The organism is Streptomyces sp. NPDC020884 (assembly GCF_044333935.1).
In the GTDB taxonomy this organism is placed as follows: domain Bacteria; phylum Actinomycetota; class Actinomycetes; order Streptomycetales; family Streptomycetaceae; genus Streptomyces.
Genome location: NZ_JBIRRY010000003.1, coordinates 332,977 through 348,008 on the forward strand (window position 1 = coordinate 332,977; position 15,032 = coordinate 348,008).

Genomic DNA, 15,032 nt, shown 5'->3' on the forward strand with positions numbered 1-15,032 from the left:
CATGCCCTGCGGCGGGGGGCGCGGGCAAACCGATCTTGCGGGCGCGGGAGGAGTCAGAACAGGCTCACGGAGGCGAAGCGCAGGACGGCCTGCGGAGCCCCGGAGAGCAGGATTCCGGCGGCGGAGGTGAGGACGATCGCCGTGGTGAGCGGGGTGGGGGCCCGGAATCGGCGCGGCGGCGCGGAGGCCGGGGCTCCGGTGACCGTCGCGGTCGACTCCGGGGCTCCGTCCGGCGTACGGAAGAGGATCGCGGTCCACTGAAGGTAGTAGTAGAGAGCGATCACCACGTTGACGGCCATGACGACGGCGAGCCAGCCGAGGCCGGCGTCGACCGCCGCGGAGAAGACGGTGACCTTCGCGAAGAGCCCGATGATGCCGGGCGGCAGTCCGGCCAGGCAGAGCAGGAAGAACCCGAGGGCCAGGGCCGCGAGGGGGCGGGTGGCGTACAGGCCCCGGTAGTCGGTGATCCGGTTGCCGGGGTGCGTACGGGCGACGAGGGCGGCGACCGCGAACGCGCCCAGGTTCACGACGGCGTACATGAGGGCGTACGCCACCGTGGAGCCGATCTGTTCGTCGCTGGAGTACGCGGCGGCGGCGATCGGGACCAGGAGGTAACCGGCCTGGGCGACCGAGGACCAGGCCAGGAGGCGGACGGCGCTGCGGGCGCGGGTGGCGTTCTGGCGGAGGGCCGCGACGTTGCCGACGGTCATGGTGAGCGCGGCGAGGACGGCGAGGGCGGGTCCCCAGACGTCGGCGTAGGAGGGGAACGCGATGACGGTCACCAGAATGAGCCCCGAGAACCCGACGGCCTTCCCGACGACGGAGAGATAGGCGGCGATCGGGAGGGGCGCGCCGACGTAGGTGTCGGGGACCCAGAAGTGGAAGGGCGCGGCGGCCGTCTTGAAGGCGAAGCCGACGAGCGTGAGGGCCACACCGGTCTTGGCCAGGGTGTCGAGCACCGGGGGCACGTCGCCGAGGCGGTCCGCGATCTCGGTGAGGTGCAGGGTGCCCGTGGTCGCGTACACGAAGCTGACGCCGAGCAGCATGACGGCGGTGGCGACGACGGAGGAGAGGAAGAACTTCAGCGCGGCCTCGGAGGAGCGCCGGTCGCCGCGCACGATGCCGACGAGGGCGAACGCCGGCAGCGAGGCCACTTCGAGGGCGACGACGAGCGTGGCGAGGTCGCGGGAGGCGGGCAGCAGGGCGGCCCCGGCGGCGGAGGCCAGGAGCAGGAACCAGTACTCCCCCGCGGGCAGCTTGCGGGTGTCGTCGAGCGAGAGCAGGGCGGTGAGGAACGCGCCGCCGAGGACGAGTGCCTGGATGACGACGGTGAAGTGGTCGGCGGTGTAGCTGCAGGCCTGGGCGCCGGTGGTGACGCAGAAGGTGGCCCGGTCCCCGGCGCGCAGGGGGATCAGGAACGCCAGGGCGGCGGCCAGCGCGGTGAGGACGCCGTAGCCGAGGAGCTGCTTGCGGTGCGTGGGCAGGAACAGATCGGCGACGAGGACGACCAGGGCGGCCAGCGCGGTGAGGGTGGGAGGCGCGATGGCGAGCCAGTCGATGGACTGGACGAGGCTGGGGGCGTCGGCCGCGCCGGCCAGGAGGCCCGGGGCCGCGGCGAGGTCCGGGGCCGCGGCGAGGTCCGGGGCCGCGGCGAGGTCCGGGGCCGCGGCGACCGCGGTTGCGCTGAGGTCCGGGATGGTGCTGAGGTCCGCGGTCACGACTTGCCTCCTGCGAGGAGCTGCTGCACGGCGGGGTCGGTGAGGCCGAGGAGGACGGCGGGCCAGAGACCGGCGAGGACGGTGAGCACGGCGAGCGGGGTCCAGGCGGCGGCTTCGTACGTCTGGATGTCGGCGAGCTGCGGGGTCGTGGCCGTTCGGGAGCCGGCGGCCCCGGACGGCTGGGGCCCGTCCACCGCTTGTGGGGCCCGGTCGTCGGGCGACAGCCGCGAGTCGGGCGCGTGCTCGCCCATGCAGACGCGGCGGACGACGATGAGCATGTAGGCGGCGGTGAGCAGGGTACCGAACGCCCCGATGGCCATGAAGGTGCGGAACGCGGGGCGGCTGAGACCCTCGGCGGGGCTGTACGCGCCGAACAGCGTGAGCATCTCGCCCCAGAATCCGGCGAGTCCGGGCAGGCCGAGCGAGGCGACGGCAGCGAAGGCGAGCAGCGCGCCGAGACGGGGCGCCCGGCCGTAGAGGGCGGCCCCGGTCGCTCCGGCGAGTGTGTCGAGGTCAGCGGTGCCGTAGCGGTCCTTGATCGCGCCGACCAGGAAGAACAGCAGGCCGGTGATGAGGCCGTGGGCGATGTTGGCGAAGAGCGCTCCGTTGACTCCGGTGGGGGTCATGGTGGCGATGCCGAGCAGGACGAAGCCCATGTGCCCCACGGACGAGTACGCGATGAGGCGCTTGAGGTCGCCCTTGGCGCCGGTACGGGCCAGAGCCAGGCAGGCGAGGGATCCGTAGACGATGCCGACGACGGCGAACGCGGCGAGGTAGGGCGCGAAGGTCCGCATGCCGTCCGGGGCGATGGGGAGCAGGATCCGGACGAATCCGTACGTTCCCATCTTCAGCAGGACGCCGGCGAGGAGTACCGACCCGACGGTGGGGGCGGCGGTGTGGGCTGCGGGGAGCCAGCTGTGCAGGGGCCACATCGGGGTCTTCACGGCGAGGCCGAGACCGATCGCGAGTACGGCGATGACCTGCACGGATGTGGTGAGGCCCCGGCCGTTGTCAGTGGCGAGTGCCACCATGTCGAAGGTGCCGCTCTTCAGTCCGATGAGGAGGAGGCCCAGCAGCATGACGACGGAGCCGAGCAGTGTGTAGAGGATGAACTTCCAGGCGGCTGCCTGCCGTTGGTCACCGCCCCAGCGGGCGATGAGGAAGTACATCGGGATGAGGACCATCTCGAAGGCGAGGAAGAAGAGCAGCAGGTCCAGGACGGCGAAGGTGGCCAGAGTGCCGGATTCCAGGACCAGGACGAGGGCGACGAAGGCCTTCGGCGAGGGGCCCGCGGGCAGCTTGAAGTAGCTGTACAGCGCGCAGAGGAAGGTCAGCAGGGCGGTCAGGACCAGGAGGGGGAGCGAGATGCCGTCGATGCCGAGGTGGATGCGGACGTCGAGCGCCGGGATCCAGCTGATGTCGGTGGTCGCCTGCATCGTGGCGGGGTGGTCGTGGTCGAAGCCGACGGCCAGGACGATCGTGGCGAGAAGGACGGCGCCGGTGACGGTCACGCCGTGGCGGAGCACGGCCTGGTCGGGGTTCCTCCCCTTGAGGCCGGGCGGGGCGGGCAGCAGGGCTGCGACGGCGCCGAGGAGGGGGGCGACGACGATGAACGCCAGAAGGAACTGCATCACGGACGCACTGATATCGATCACGGTCACGACCCCGCGTTGACGTTGGCGAAGACGACGGCGGCGATCGCCAGGACGAGGGACCCGGCGAGCAGGGCGCTGACGTAGGTCTGCACGTTGCCGGTCTGGGCCCGGCGGACGGCGGTGCCGAGGAAGCGGGCGACGGCGCCCGATCCGTTGACGTAGGTGTCGACGACCTCGCGGTCCAGGAAGCGGACGAGGCGGGCGGCCCTCTGGACGGGCCGGACGAACAGCGCCGCGTACAGGGCGTCCAGGTGGAAGCCGGTGACCGCGTGTCGGTGGAGGGGCCCGAGGAGGAGCCTGCCGGGGTCGGCCGGGTCGGGGGCGTCCGCGATGGTGCCGTAGGCGGCGGTGTGGGACGTCATGGCCTCGGCTTCGACGAGGGCGGGTTCGGCGCCGGGGTGGGCGGCGACGGCGCCGATGGGGGTGCGGGCGGCGAGGGCGGTGGTGTGCCGCCATGCGCCGTAGGTGACGAGACCGCCGACGAGGCCGACGCCGGTGGACAGGACGGCGGTGGTGAGGGACGGCGTGAGGCCGTGCCCGTCGAACCAGTCGCCGATCATCCCGACGGTGAGGCCGAAGCCGATGGTGGGGACGGCCAGGATCCACAGGACGGAGGTCATGGCGAGGGGCTGCTTGCCGTGGTCGGGGACTTCGGCGCCGCGCCCGCGGAAGGCCAGGAGCCAGAGGCGTACGGCGTAGGCGGCGGTCAGGACGGCGGCGAGGAGCCCGGCGATCAGGATCGTCCAGCCGGCGGCGGCCGGGGCGACGGTCCGGTCCCCGAGGGCCGTGTGCTCGGCGGCGACGAGGACGGCTTCCTTGGAGAAGAAGCCGGCGAAGGGCGGGATGGCGGCCAGCGCGAGGAGGGCGACGGTCATCGTCCAGTAGGCGTCCGGGATGCGGCGGGCGAGGCCTCCCATCCGGGACATGGCGGCCAGTGAGTTGGTGCCGGCGGCGTGGATGACGACCCCGGCGGCGAGGAAGAGGACGGCTTTGAACGCACCGTGCGAGATCAGGTGGAAGACGGCGGCGCTCCGGTCGCCGACGGCCAGGGCGCCCGACATGTAGCCGAGCTGGCCGATGGTCGAGTAGGCGAGAACGCGTTTGATGTCGTCCTGGGCGAGGGCCGCGAGCCCGGACCCGATCATCGTGACGGCGGCCATCACGGCGAGGACGACGAGCGCCGCGCCGGAGGAGGCGAAGACGGGCAGCAGACGGGCCACGAAGTAGATGCCGGCGGCGACCATCGTCGCGGCGTGGATGAGCGCGGAGACGGGGGTGGGACCGGCCATCGCGTCGGGCAGCCAGGTGTGCAGGGGGAACTGGGCCGACTTGCCCGCGACGCCCGCGAGGAGCAGCAGGGCGATGAGGGTGGGGTGGTCGAGTCCTCCGTTGCCGACGGCGGCGAGGATCCGGGTGATCCGGAAGCTGCCGGTGTCGGCGGCGAGCGCGAACAGGCCGATCAGGAAGGGGACATCGCCGAGCTTGGTGACCAGGAAGGCCTTGAGGGAGGCGGCACGGGCCTCGGGCGTCTCCCAGTAGTGGCCGACGAGGAAGTACGAGCAGATGCCCATGATCTCCCAGCCGACCAGGAGCACCATCAGGTCGCCGGAGTAGACGACCAGGAGCATCGCGGAGGTGAAGAGGGAGACGAGGGCGGCGTAGGAGGGGTAGCGGGCGTCGCCGCGGAGATAGGCCGTCGAGTAGAGCTGTACGCAGGTGGCGACGACGGTGACGAGCACGGCGACCAGGACGGCGAAGCCGTCGAGGTGCAGCGCCAGGTCGATCGGGACCGAACCGGTCGGCGTGAGCTGGGTCGCGGCGTCGATGGCCCGGCCGCCGCCCTGGCGGACGGCGACGAGGACGGCGAGGACGGCCGCGGTGAGGGTCGGGAGGATCGCCAGCGGGCGGACGAAGCCCGGGGCGGTACGGCCGACGGCGAGCCCGGCGAGGGCGCCGAGGAACGGGAGGAGGGGAACGAGGGCGGCGAGGGTCGTGGTGGTCACGTGGTGGCCTCTGCCTTCTTGGTCTTCCCTGCGTTCGCGCCCGCTCGGCCGGGAGTCGTCTCGGCGTCGTCGGTCTCGGCGCTGTCGGTCTCGGCGTCGTCGGGGAGCGTCTCGGCTGCGTCGGTCTCGGCGGTGTCGCGGAGCCGGTCGATGGCGGAGGTGCCCCGGTTGCGGTAGACGGCCAGGACGATCGCGAGGCCGATGCCGATCTCGGCGGCGGCGATGGCGATGGTGAAGAGCGTGAGGGCCTGGCCGGAGTGGAGGGTGTCGCGGAGCCAGACGTCGAAGGCGACGAGGTTGAGGTTGACGGCGTTGAGCATCAGCTCGACGGACATCAGGACCAGGATCGCGTTGCGGCGGGCGAGGACACCGTAGAGGCCGATGCAGAAGAGGAGGGCGGCGAGCACGGCGGGATAGGCGAGGTGCATCAGCTCTGGTCCTCCTGGCCGGACGGGCCGGACTGGCTGGACTGGCCGGACGGGCCGGGGCGGACCGCGGTGTCCGTGTCGCGTTTGCGGGACAGGACGATCGCGCCGACGAGGGCGGCGAGCAGCAGGACGGAGAGTGCCTCGAAAGGCAGTACCCAGTTCTGGAACAGGAACGCGCCGGTGACCTCGGTGGAGCCCTGGGCCGCCCCGTCGAGGTCGATCCAGGTGGTGCGGAAGGCGTCGACCACGACCCAGACGAGCGCCGCGGCCGCCGCTGCGGCCACTCCGAGGGCGACCCACCGGTTGCCCGAATCCGCGTCCGGGGAGCGGCCGATGGGGGCCCGGGTGAGCATCAGGCCGAAGAGGAGGAGGACGACGATGGAACCGACGTAGATCAGTACCTGGACCCAGGCGATGAACTCCGCGGTGAGCAGGAGGTACTCGACGGCCAGTCCACCGAGCGCCACGACGAGCCAGAGCGCGGCGTGCACCAGTTGCTTGGTCGTGACCGTGATGACGGCGGCGCCGAGGGTGGCGAGGCCGACGAGGAGGAACGCGATCTCGACGCCGGACGGGGAGAGGAAACCGGGGTGGTCGCCTGCGGCAGCGGTGGCGGCGGTGGCAGTGGCGTTGAGCAGAGGGGGTGCGGTGTGCAGCATCACGGGGTTCCTCCTTTCTCGTCCGTCCGGTCTGTCTGGTCCGTCTGTGCCTGCTGTGCCTGCTCCTGCTGCTCCTGCTGCTCCTGTGCACGTTGGGCGGCGAGCTTGTCCGCGGCCTTGCGTGCGGCGGCGAGCTCCTTCGGCTCCTCGGCCCCGGGGTCGAGGGCGGGCGGCTCCGGCACGGTCCACATCCACTCGCGGAGCTTGTCGCGCTCGTGAGTGAGCTCGTGGATGTCCGTCTCCGCGTACTCGAACTCGGGCGACCAGAACAGCGCGTCGAAGGGGCAGACCTCGATGCAGATACCGCAGTACATGCAGAGGGAGAAGTCGATGGCGAACCGGTCGAGGACGTTACGGCTGCGCTCACGGCCGCCGGGGGCGGCGGGCGGCGTCGTCTCCTTGTGGGAGTCGATGTAGATGCACCAGTCGGGGCACTCACGGGCGCAGAGCATGCAGACCGTGCAGTTCTCCTCGAACAGTCCGATGACGCCGCGGGAGCGGGGCGGAAGTTCGGGCTGGGTGTCCGGGTACTGCGCGGTGACGGTCTTCCGCGTCATCGTGCGCAGGGTGACCGCCAGGCCTTTGGCCAGGCCGGATCCGGGGATCGGGGGCATCAGTTGATCGCCACCTTCACGATGCCGGTGAGCGCGATCTGCGCGAGGGCGAGCGGGACGAGGGTGGTCCAGGCGAGCTTCTGCAACTGGTCCTCACGCAGACGCGGGTAGCTGACGCGCAGCCAGATGACGACGAACGCGAGGACGGCGGTCTTGAGGAGGGTCCAGAGCCAGCCGAGTCCGTCGGCCCCGAACGGGCCGTGCCAGCCGCCGAGGAAGAGGACGGTGGTCAGGGCGCACAGGACGACGATGCCCGCGTACTCGGCGAGGAGGAACAGGGCGAAGCGCAGACCGGTGTACTCGGTGTAGGCGCCGAAGATGATCTCGGAGTCGGCCACCGGCATGTCGAACGGCGGGCGCTGGAGTTCGGCGAGACCGGCCACGAAGAAGACCAGGGCGCCGACGATCTGCCAGGGCAGCCACCACCACGCGAAGGCGTCCAGGATGCCGGTGAGCGAGACCGTCCCGGCCGCCATGGCCACGGAGGCGGCGGTCAGGAGCATCGGCAGCTCGTAGGAGAGGAGTTGCGCGGCGGTACGGAGACCGCCGAGGAGGGAGAACTTGTTGGCGGAGGCCCAGCCCGCCATCAGCGAGCCGAGGACGCCGATGCCCATGACGGCGAGCACGAAGAAGATGCCCGCGTCGACGACCTGGCCGACCGCGCCGTCGCCGGGGCCGACGGGGATGACCACGAGGACGAGGAGGTACGGGAGGAGGGCGACGGCGGGGGCCAGCTGGAAGACGCGGCGGTCGGCCGCGGCCGGCACCACGTCTTCCTTCTGCGCGAACTTCACGCCGTCCGCGATGAGCTGGGCCCAGCCGTGGAAGCCGCCTGCGTACATGGGGCCCAGGCGGCCCTGCATGTGGGCCATCACCTTGTGCTCCGTCTGGCCCACGAGGAGGGGGGCCACCAGGAACACGACGAAGACGATGGCCAGGCGGAGGGCGATGTCGAGAGCGTCGTTCACTCGGGATCGCCTCCGGCGGGGTTGTCCGGGGTGGGGTTGTCCGGGGTGGGCCTGTCGGTGGGGGCCGGCTCGTCGGGGGTGGGCTTGTCGTCGGGGGTGGGGGTGGGGCCGCTGCGCGGGGCTTCTCCCCTGCCCGCCCCTTCCCGAACCGGGGGCTCCGCCCCCGTGCCCCCGCTCCTCAAACGCCGGAGGGGCTGAGAAGGCGCATCCGGAGACGCTGGCTCCGGGCCCTCGACGCTTTCCGAGCGCGCAGCGGGCCCACTGGGCTCGGGCGACCCGGCGGACCCAGCGGGCTCTGCGAGCTCGGCAGGCTCAGACGACTCGGCGGGCTCCGCGGGCACAGCGGGCTCGGGCGACTCGGCACGCCCAGCACGCCCAGCAGGCCCAGGCGACTCGGCAGGCTCAGCAGGCTCGGCGCGCCCAGCTGACTCAGGCGAATCGGCGGGCTCAGCAGGCTCTGCGGGCTCAGACGACTCGGCGGGCCCAGCGCGCCCAGCAGGCCCAGGCGACTCAGCAGGCCCAGCAGGCCCAGCAGGCCCACGCGACGGCACTGCGCCAACCCGGGGCTCCGCGGACTCTGCTTCCTCGAAGGCTGGTTGGGCTTCGTGCCACGGGGCGTCCGTGCTGCGCACCCGGGGCGGACCGGGTGCGTCGCCCGGCGCGTTCGGGTCCGGACGCTGGCCGGCCGAGCCCTCCGACGCCGACCGGGAGCGGCGCGGGGGCCTGGTCGCCGAGGGCTGCGTGGTCGTCGAGGGCTGCGTGATCGCCGAGGGCTGCGTGGTCGCCGAGGGCTGCGTGGTCGCCGAAGGGGTCTCCGGGGGTGTGGGGGACTCCTGCGGGGCCTCCGCGCCGGTCGGTGTCGGGCGTTGCGCCGCTGAGCCCTCGCCGGCGGTGCGGCTGCGGCGGGGCGGGCGGTCGGCCGCGGCGCGGGCGCCCCGGGCCGGGCGGGCGGCGGCCGGGGGGAGTTGGCCCTTCAGCGGGCCCCATTCGTTCGGGTCGGGGACCCCGGGCGGGAGCATCGCGCGGCGCTTGGGGCCGGTGTGGCCGTCCGCCGCCTCGCCCGGTTCCTTCGCCCCGGGCCAGGCCTTGGCGACGCGCGCGGCCAGGACGAAGTCCTTGCGCAACGGGTGGCCCTCGAAGCCTTCCGGCAGCAGCAGCGGTACGAGATGGGGGTGACCCTCGAAGGCCACGCCGAACATCTCGTGCGTCTCGCGTTCGTGCCACGCCGCGCCCGCGTAGACGTCGATGGCGCTGGGCAGGACCGGGGCGTCGTGCGGCACGGTCGTCCGTACCATCAGCCGCCGCACCGTCCCCGTGCCCAGGGCGGCGACATGGGCGCAGACGCGGAAACCCGCGCCCGGTTCGTCCACGGCGCTGAGCCAGTCGAAATAGCTGCACCCGAGTTCGTCGCGGGCGGTCAGCAGGGCCGTGAGCCAGGCGGTGGCGGGGACGTCGACCGTCAGCAGGTCGTAGGCGAGTTCGGCCGTGGCCTCGTCGCCGAACAGGTCGGTGACCCCGTCCGGCAGCCGGCCGTAGGCCTCCGCCGAAGCCCCGGCGGCGGCCACCCCGTGGGCCCCGGTCCCGGAATCCGCCGAAGCCCCGGCGGCGGCCACCGCGGGGGCCTCGGCCCCGGAATCCGCAGGGGCTCCGGCGGATCCCACGTGCTGCTCGTGGTCGCTCATCGCCGCTCCTCCCCCGGTGTCGCGCCCTCCGTCGGGTCCGCCGCCGGATCCGCCCGCGGACCCGGGGCCGTCGGCGCTGCGACCAGGCCGCTGCGCAGGGCCTCGGTGGACGCGCCGCCGCCCGTCGTCCCGGAGGCGTACCGCTCGGCGAGGGACTCGCGTGCGATCTTCTCCTGGAGCTTGAGGATGCCCTGGAGCAGTGCCTCGGGCCGGGGCGGGCACCCGGGTACGTACACATCGACGGGGATGATCTGGTCGACGCCCTTGGTGACCGAGTACGAGTCCCAGTAGGGACCACCGCAGTTGGAGCAGGCGCCGAAGGAGATGACGTACTTCGGTTCGGGCATCTGCTCGTACAGCCGCTTCACGGCCGGGGCCATCTTGTCCGTCACCGTGCCCGACACGATCATGAGGTCGGCCTGACGGGGGCCGGGGGCGAACGGGATCACACCGAGCCGGATGAAGTCGTGGCGCGCCATGGACGCGGCGATGAACTCGATGGCACAGCAGGCGAGTCCGAAGTTGAAGACCCAGAGGCTGTAGCGGCGGCCCCAGTTGAGAACGACCTTCATCGGCTCCGGTGCGAGCCGGGAGAGCACGCCGAGGCGCTTCGGCTCGGGGAGGAGGACCGGGTCGGACGGGGGCGCGGGCTGCTGTGACGCGGGGGTCGGCCGGCTCGTCAGGCCCATGCGAGGACGCCCTTCTTCCATGCGTAGAGCAGTCCCACGGCCAGGAAGCCGAGGAAGATGAACATTTCGACCAGGGTCGTCGCGCCGTATCCGGGGGCCGCGAACACGGTGGCCCACGGGAACAGGAAGATGGAGTCGACGGCGAAGATCACGTACAGGAACGCGTAGACGTAGTAGCGGACCTGGGTGTGCGCCCAGCCCTCGCCGACCGGGTCGACGCCGCATTCGTAGGTGAGGAGCTTCTCCGGGGTGGGGACGACGGGGCGCAGCAGGCGTCCGGCTCCGAAGGCCACGGCGACGAACAGGACGCCTACCAGGGCGAGCAGGCCGATGACCGAGTAGCTCTGGAAGTACTCGGAGGCGAGTGCGGTGGGTCCGTCCACCGTCCCGCCGGTCATTGCCGCCGCGTCCGCAACGCCGGTCGTTCCCGCCGCGTCCACCGTCCCGCCGGTCATACCCGCCGCGTCCGCCACGCCGGTCGTTCCCGCTGCGTCCGCCACGCCGGTCACGTCCGTCACGTCGGTCACGTCCGCCCCCCACTCCCTCGTCGCCCGCATCTGTCCCACGTACCTGCTTCTGTACGCACGGGAGTCTAGGGCCTGCTAAACGCAGCGTAAGCAGCCGCGTCGGGCATCGGGTGGGGTTATCCCTACTTCACCCCACCCATGAGCCCCATGGTGTGCGAGGGGTGCGGCCCGGCAGGCTGTGGCTATGACCATGAGCCCTTCCCTGCCGGGCCCCGACCGGCTGCCGCCCGCCCGCCTCGCCCTCGACCGGTGGACCTGGCGGGAGATCGCCTATCTGCTCGCCAATCTGCCGCTGGCCGTTGTCGGGTTCCTCTGCAGCGTCCTCGTGATCGCCGTCGGCGCGGGGCTCTCCGTCACCGTGGTCGGGCTGCCGCTGCTCGTCGGCGGGCTCCAGGGTTCGCGGCTGCTGGGCCGGCTGGAGCGGTGGCGGGCGCGGCGGATGCTCGGCGTATGGGTCGAGGAGCCGAGCCCGCTGGCGCGCGCCCACCGGGACCAGGGGTTCTTCGCCCGGCTGTGGGCGGGGCTGAAGGACCCGGTGGGATGGCGGGCGTTGCTGTACGGGTTCATCCGACTGCCGTGGGGGGTGCTGACGTTCGCGGTGACGCTGGTGAGCCTGTTCGTCCTGTGGCCGGTGCTGCCGTTCATCACGCGGGGGCTGACGTTGGCGGACCGGGCGATGGTGCGCGGGCTGCTGTCGCCATCGGACGAGCTGGAGCGGCGTATCGCGGAGCTGGAGTCGGACCGGGGCGTGGTCGTGGACACCGCCGCCGCCGACCTGCGCCGGATCGAGCGCGACCTGCACGACGGGGCCCAGGCCCGCCTGGTCGCCCTCGCCATGGGGCTCGGCCTCGCCAAGGAGAAGCTCACCGACGACCCCGAGGCCGCGGCGCGCATGGTCGACGAGGCGCACGGCGAGATCAAGGTGGCGCTCCAGGAGCTGCGCGACCTGGCCCGCGGGATCCACCCCGCCGTCCTCACCGACCGGGGTCTGGACGCCGCGCTCTCCGCCATCGCCTCCCGCTGCACGGTCCCGGTCAAGGTGTCGGTGGGGCTTCGGGGGCGTCCGGCGGAGGCGATCGAGGGGATCGCGTACTTCACCGTCTCGGAGCTGCTCCAGAACGTCAGCAAGCACAGCGGTGCGAAGTCGGCCTCCGTCGAGGTGTGGCGTTCGGAGGACCGGCTGATGCTCCAGGTCACGGACGACGGCGGGGGCGGGGCCCGGATGGGCGGGGGTTCGGGGCTGGCGGGGCTCGCCGAGCGGCTCGACGCGGTCGACGGGGTGTTCGTCCTGGACTCGCCGGAGGGCGGGCCGACGACCGTCACCGCCGAGCTGCCCTGGCGCGACCGGGCCGCCTGACCGCCGCCCACGGCCTGCCCCGGGGCCCGGGGGTGGGGAAAACCCCCGGTCGGATACGGAGAGGGACCTCATGGTGCGGAAGGCCGCCGGCCAGCACCCTGGAGGGAGAACGGTCCGGGGTGACGGGCCACAGCCCAAGCCCCACGCACAGCCCACTGAGAGACTGAGACAGAGACGGAACGGACGGGACTCATGGCCACGGCATACGGACCGGACACGCGGGACCTGGAGCACCAGGGCTCCGGCCCCGGCTTCGGGGCGAAGACCCCGGTGAAGCATTTCCTCCCGGCGCCGCTGCGTGCGCCGCTGGAGGCGCGCGCCTGGCGCGAGCTGCTCTACGCGCTGCTGAGCTTCCCGCTCAGCACGGTGATGTTCGTCTTCGCGGTCACCGTGACGTCGATGAGCGCGGGCCTGCTGGTCACCTTCATCGGGATTCCGGTCCTCGCGGCCGGTCTCGCCGTCTGCCGGGGCTTCGGTGCGCTGGAGCGGCACCGGGCGCGCGGGCTGCTGGGGGTGGAGGTGGCGGATCCGGAGCGGGTGCAAGGGAAGACCGGCGGCCCGATGTCCTGGATGGGCGCGGTCCTCAAGAGCGGGGTGTCCTGGCGGCACCTGGTGTACACGCTGCTGCACTTCCCGTGGGCCGTGTTCACGTTCGTCGTCTCGATCACGTTCTGGCTGTACGGCCTGGCGGCGCTGACGTACCCGCTGTGGTTCTGGCTCTTCCCGGTGTTCGGGGGGTCCGACGGCATCCAGCTGTACGGGGACCGCACCCACCAGGAGTATCTGGACTCGCCCGGCGAGCTGGCGGTGACCGGGGCGGTGGGCCTGGCGCTGGTGCTGGCATCGCCCTGGGTCGTACGGGGTCTGCTGACGGTGGACCGGCTGATGGTCACCGGTCTGCTGGGTCCGTCCCGGCTGGCCACCCGGGTGTCCGAGCTGGAGTCGGACCGGGGCGTGGTCGTGGACACCGCCGCCGCCGACCTGCGCCGCATCGAGCGCGACCTGCACGACGGGGCCCAGGCCCGCCTGGTCGCCCTCGCCATGGATCTGGGGCTGGCGAAGGAGAAGCTCACCGATGACCCCGAGGCCGCGGCGCGCATGGTCGACGAGGCGCACGGCGAGGTGAAGGTGGCCCTTCAGGAGCTGCGCGACCTGGCCCGCGGGATCCACCCCGCCGTCCTCACCGACCGGGGTCTGGACGCCGCGCTCTCCGCCATCGCCTCCCGCTGCACCGTGCCCGTGACGGTCGAGGTGGATCTGGACGCCCGGCCCGCGCAGGCGATCGAGGGGATCGCGTACTTCACCGTCTCGGAGCTGCTCCAGAACATCAGCAAGCACGCTCGGGCGACCCGGGCCACGGTCGACGTGTGGCGGGCATCCGACCGGCTGATGCTCCAGGTCACGGACAACGGCCGGGGCGGGGCGTCCCCGTCCTCGGGCGGCGGGCTGGCCGGGTTGACGGAGCGGCTGGACGCGGTGGACGGGGTCCTCGTGGTCGACTCCCCGGCCGGCGGCCCGACGACGGTCACCGCCGAGCTGCCCTGGCGGGGCTGATTCCGGGACCGCCGCCTCACTCGCGTACGTACGCCCCGTCGCCCGGACCCTCGGTCCGGGCGACGGGGCGTGCGGGTTATCCACAGGCTCCCCATCCGTGTCCTGGTCCTGGGATGCTTGAGCGGTCGGGGCGCGGTGCGCGGTGGTCGGGCGTGGTGCGTGCGGGGCCGCGGGGAACGCGGCACATTCGGAACAGTGGGGGACACACAGTCGTGGAGAACGTGGAGAACAGGGTGCGCGTGGTCATCGCCGAGGATTCGGTCCTGCTCCGGGAGGGCCTCACCCGCCTGCTCACCGATCTCGGGCACGACGTGGTCGCGGGGGTCGGGGACGCCGAGGCGCTGCTCAAGACCGTCGCGGATCTCGACGCGCAGCAGGCTCTGCCCGATGTGGTGGTCGCCGATGTGCGGATGCCGCCGACCCACACGGACGAGGGCGTGCGCGCGGCGGTGCGGCTGCGGAAGGACTACCCGGACATCGGGGTGCTGGTCCTCTCCCAGTACGTCGAGGAGCAGTACGCCACCGAGCTGCTGGCGGGCAGCAGCCGGGGGGTGGGGTATCTGCTGAAGGATCGGGTGGCCGAGGTCCGCGAGTTCGTGGACGCCGTCGTGCGTGTGGCGCAGGGCGGGACGGCGCTGGACCCGGAAGTGGTGGCGCAGTTGCTGGGCCGCAGCCGTAAACAGGACGTGCTGGCCGGGCTGACGCCGCGCGAGCGGGAGGTCCTCGGTCTGATGGCCGAGGGCCGGACGAACTCCGCGGTCGCCCGGCAGCTCGTGGTGAGCGACGGGGCGGTCGAGAAGCATGTCAGCAACATCTTCCTGAAGCTGGGGCTGTCGCCCAGCGACGGGGACCACCGGCGCGTCCTCGCCGTGCTGACCTACCTGAATTCCTAAGCATCTGACACTCTGTCAGAAACTCGTGGAGCGGGAGCCTGCCCGGCGTGCCCCCGGCGACCACCCGCCGGGGGCACGCCGGGAGCGCACCGGAAGCGCTTCGGGGGCATTCCGCGAGTCCAGGGTGTCCGGCGGGTGACGGACGGGCACCTCTGATCAAGGAAGGGCCGAGGGGGGCCTAGGACCAAAGACTCAGGGCGAGACCGCTCCCACCCCTGCGATCGGGAGGCTGTGAAGGGTGACAAACCTGACTAAATGGGTCTCTCAAAACGGTGTCCACCATAT

13 protein-coding genes are annotated in these 15,032 nt (G+C 72.3%); 3 read left to right on the forward strand and 10 right to left on the reverse strand.

Annotated features, from left to right (window positions below; translation table 11 throughout):
* Nucleotides 1-53: 53 nt before the first annotated feature.
* The 10 genes from ACH4UK_RS12455 to ACH4UK_RS12500 all read right to left on the reverse strand — a co-directional run bounded on the left by ACH4UK_RS12455 (nt 54) and on the right by ACH4UK_RS12500 (nt 10,814).
* Entirely contained in the window at nt 54-1,598 is a 1,545-nt protein-coding gene (locus tag ACH4UK_RS12455; protein WP_398356322.1) for an NADH-quinone oxidoreductase subunit N, read from the reverse strand.
* Between the two features lie 116 nt (nt 1,599-1,714).
* Nucleotides 1,715-3,379, reverse strand: a complete 1,665-nt coding sequence (locus tag ACH4UK_RS12460; RefSeq protein ID WP_398355982.1) for an NADH-quinone oxidoreductase subunit M — start codon at nt 3,377-3,379, stop codon at nt 1,715-1,717.
* Entirely contained in the window at nt 3,376-5,376 is a 2,001-nt protein-coding gene (locus tag ACH4UK_RS12465) for an NADH-quinone oxidoreductase subunit L (protein ID WP_398355983.1), read from the reverse strand. The genes ACH4UK_RS12460 and ACH4UK_RS12465 overlap by 4 nt, the downstream gene beginning before the upstream one ends.
* Nucleotides 5,373-5,804, reverse strand: coding sequence for an NADH-quinone oxidoreductase subunit NuoK (gene nuoK / locus ACH4UK_RS12470; protein ID WP_398355984.1), 432 nt, complete (start codon nt 5,802-5,804; stop codon nt 5,373-5,375). Before nuoK ends, ACH4UK_RS12465 begins: the two co-directional genes overlap by 4 nt.
* Nucleotides 5,804-6,463, reverse strand: coding sequence for an NADH-quinone oxidoreductase subunit J (locus ACH4UK_RS12475; RefSeq protein WP_398356323.1), 660 nt, complete (start codon nt 6,461-6,463; stop codon nt 5,804-5,806). Before ACH4UK_RS12475 ends, nuoK begins: the two co-directional genes overlap by 1 nt.
* Nucleotides 6,463-7,077: a NuoI/complex I 23 kDa subunit family protein gene (locus tag ACH4UK_RS12480; protein ID WP_398355985.1), complete on the reverse strand. Its 615-nt coding sequence runs from the start codon at nt 7,075-7,077 to the stop codon at nt 6,463-6,465. Before ACH4UK_RS12480 ends, ACH4UK_RS12475 begins: the two co-directional genes overlap by 1 nt.
* Nucleotides 7,077-8,045, reverse strand: coding sequence for an NADH-quinone oxidoreductase subunit H (locus ACH4UK_RS12485; protein ID WP_398355986.1), 969 nt, complete (start codon nt 8,043-8,045; stop codon nt 7,077-7,079). Before ACH4UK_RS12485 ends, ACH4UK_RS12480 begins: the two co-directional genes overlap by 1 nt.
* Nucleotides 8,042-9,727, reverse strand: a complete 1,686-nt coding sequence (locus ACH4UK_RS12490) for an NADH-quinone oxidoreductase subunit C (RefSeq protein ID WP_398355988.1) — start codon at nt 9,725-9,727, stop codon at nt 8,042-8,044. The genes ACH4UK_RS12485 and ACH4UK_RS12490 overlap by 4 nt, the downstream gene beginning before the upstream one ends.
* Nucleotides 9,724-10,416 (reverse strand): NADH-quinone oxidoreductase subunit B, encoded by a 693-nt coding sequence (locus ACH4UK_RS12495; protein ID WP_398355989.1) that lies wholly within the window; start codon nt 10,414-10,416, stop codon nt 9,724-9,726. Before ACH4UK_RS12495 ends, ACH4UK_RS12490 begins: the two co-directional genes overlap by 4 nt.
* Nucleotides 10,407-10,814 (reverse strand): NADH-quinone oxidoreductase subunit A, encoded by a 408-nt coding sequence (locus ACH4UK_RS12500; RefSeq protein ID WP_398356324.1) that lies wholly within the window; start codon nt 10,812-10,814, stop codon nt 10,407-10,409. The genes ACH4UK_RS12495 and ACH4UK_RS12500 overlap by 10 nt, the downstream gene beginning before the upstream one ends.
* Nucleotides 10,815-11,127: 313 nt before the next feature.
* On the opposite strand from ACH4UK_RS12500, the gene ACH4UK_RS12505 reads away from it, so the two are divergent.
* From ACH4UK_RS12505 to ACH4UK_RS12515, 3 genes are all read left to right on the forward strand, one after another.
* Entirely contained in the window at nt 11,128-12,300 is a 1,173-nt protein-coding gene (locus tag ACH4UK_RS12505) for a sensor histidine kinase (protein ID WP_398355991.1), read from the forward strand.
* Nucleotides 12,301-12,492: 192 nt separating this feature from the next.
* Entirely contained in the window at nt 12,493-13,854 is a 1,362-nt protein-coding gene (locus tag ACH4UK_RS12510; protein ID WP_398355992.1) for a sensor histidine kinase, read from the forward strand.
* Nucleotides 13,855-14,087: 233 nt separating this feature from the next.
* Nucleotides 14,088-14,747: a response regulator transcription factor gene (locus ACH4UK_RS12515; RefSeq protein ID WP_032791991.1), complete on the forward strand. Its 660-nt coding sequence runs from the start codon at nt 14,088-14,090 to the stop codon at nt 14,745-14,747.
* Nucleotides 14,748-15,032: the final 285 nt, after the last annotated feature.

Coding starts and splice junctions, on each gene's coding strand:
- nuoK (WP_398355984.1), bottom strand. CDS start 5,804: ATGCACCTCGCCTATCCCGCCGTGCTCGCCGCCCTCCTCTTCTGCATC.
- ACH4UK_RS12475 (WP_398356323.1), bottom strand. CDS start 6,463: ATGCTGCACACCGCACCCCCTCTGCTCAACGCCACTGCCACCGCCGCC.
- ACH4UK_RS12480 (WP_398355985.1), bottom strand. CDS start 7,077: ATGCCCCCGATCCCCGGATCCGGCCTGGCCAAAGGCCTGGCGGTCACC.
- ACH4UK_RS12490 (WP_398355988.1), bottom strand. CDS start 9,727: ATGAGCGACCACGAGCAGCACGTGGGATCCGCCGGAGCCCCTGCGGAT.
- ACH4UK_RS12495 (WP_398355989.1), bottom strand. CDS start 10,416: ATGGGCCTGACGAGCCGGCCGACCCCCGCGTCACAGCAGCCCGCGCCC.
- ACH4UK_RS12500 (WP_398356324.1), bottom strand. CDS start 10,814: ATGACCGGCGGGACGGTGGACGGACCCACCGCACTCGCCTCCGAGTAC.
- ACH4UK_RS12505 (WP_398355991.1), top strand. CDS start 11,128: ATGACCATGAGCCCTTCCCTGCCGGGCCCCGACCGGCTGCCGCCCGCC.
- ACH4UK_RS12510 (WP_398355992.1), top strand. CDS start 12,493: ATGGCCACGGCATACGGACCGGACACGCGGGACCTGGAGCACCAGGGC.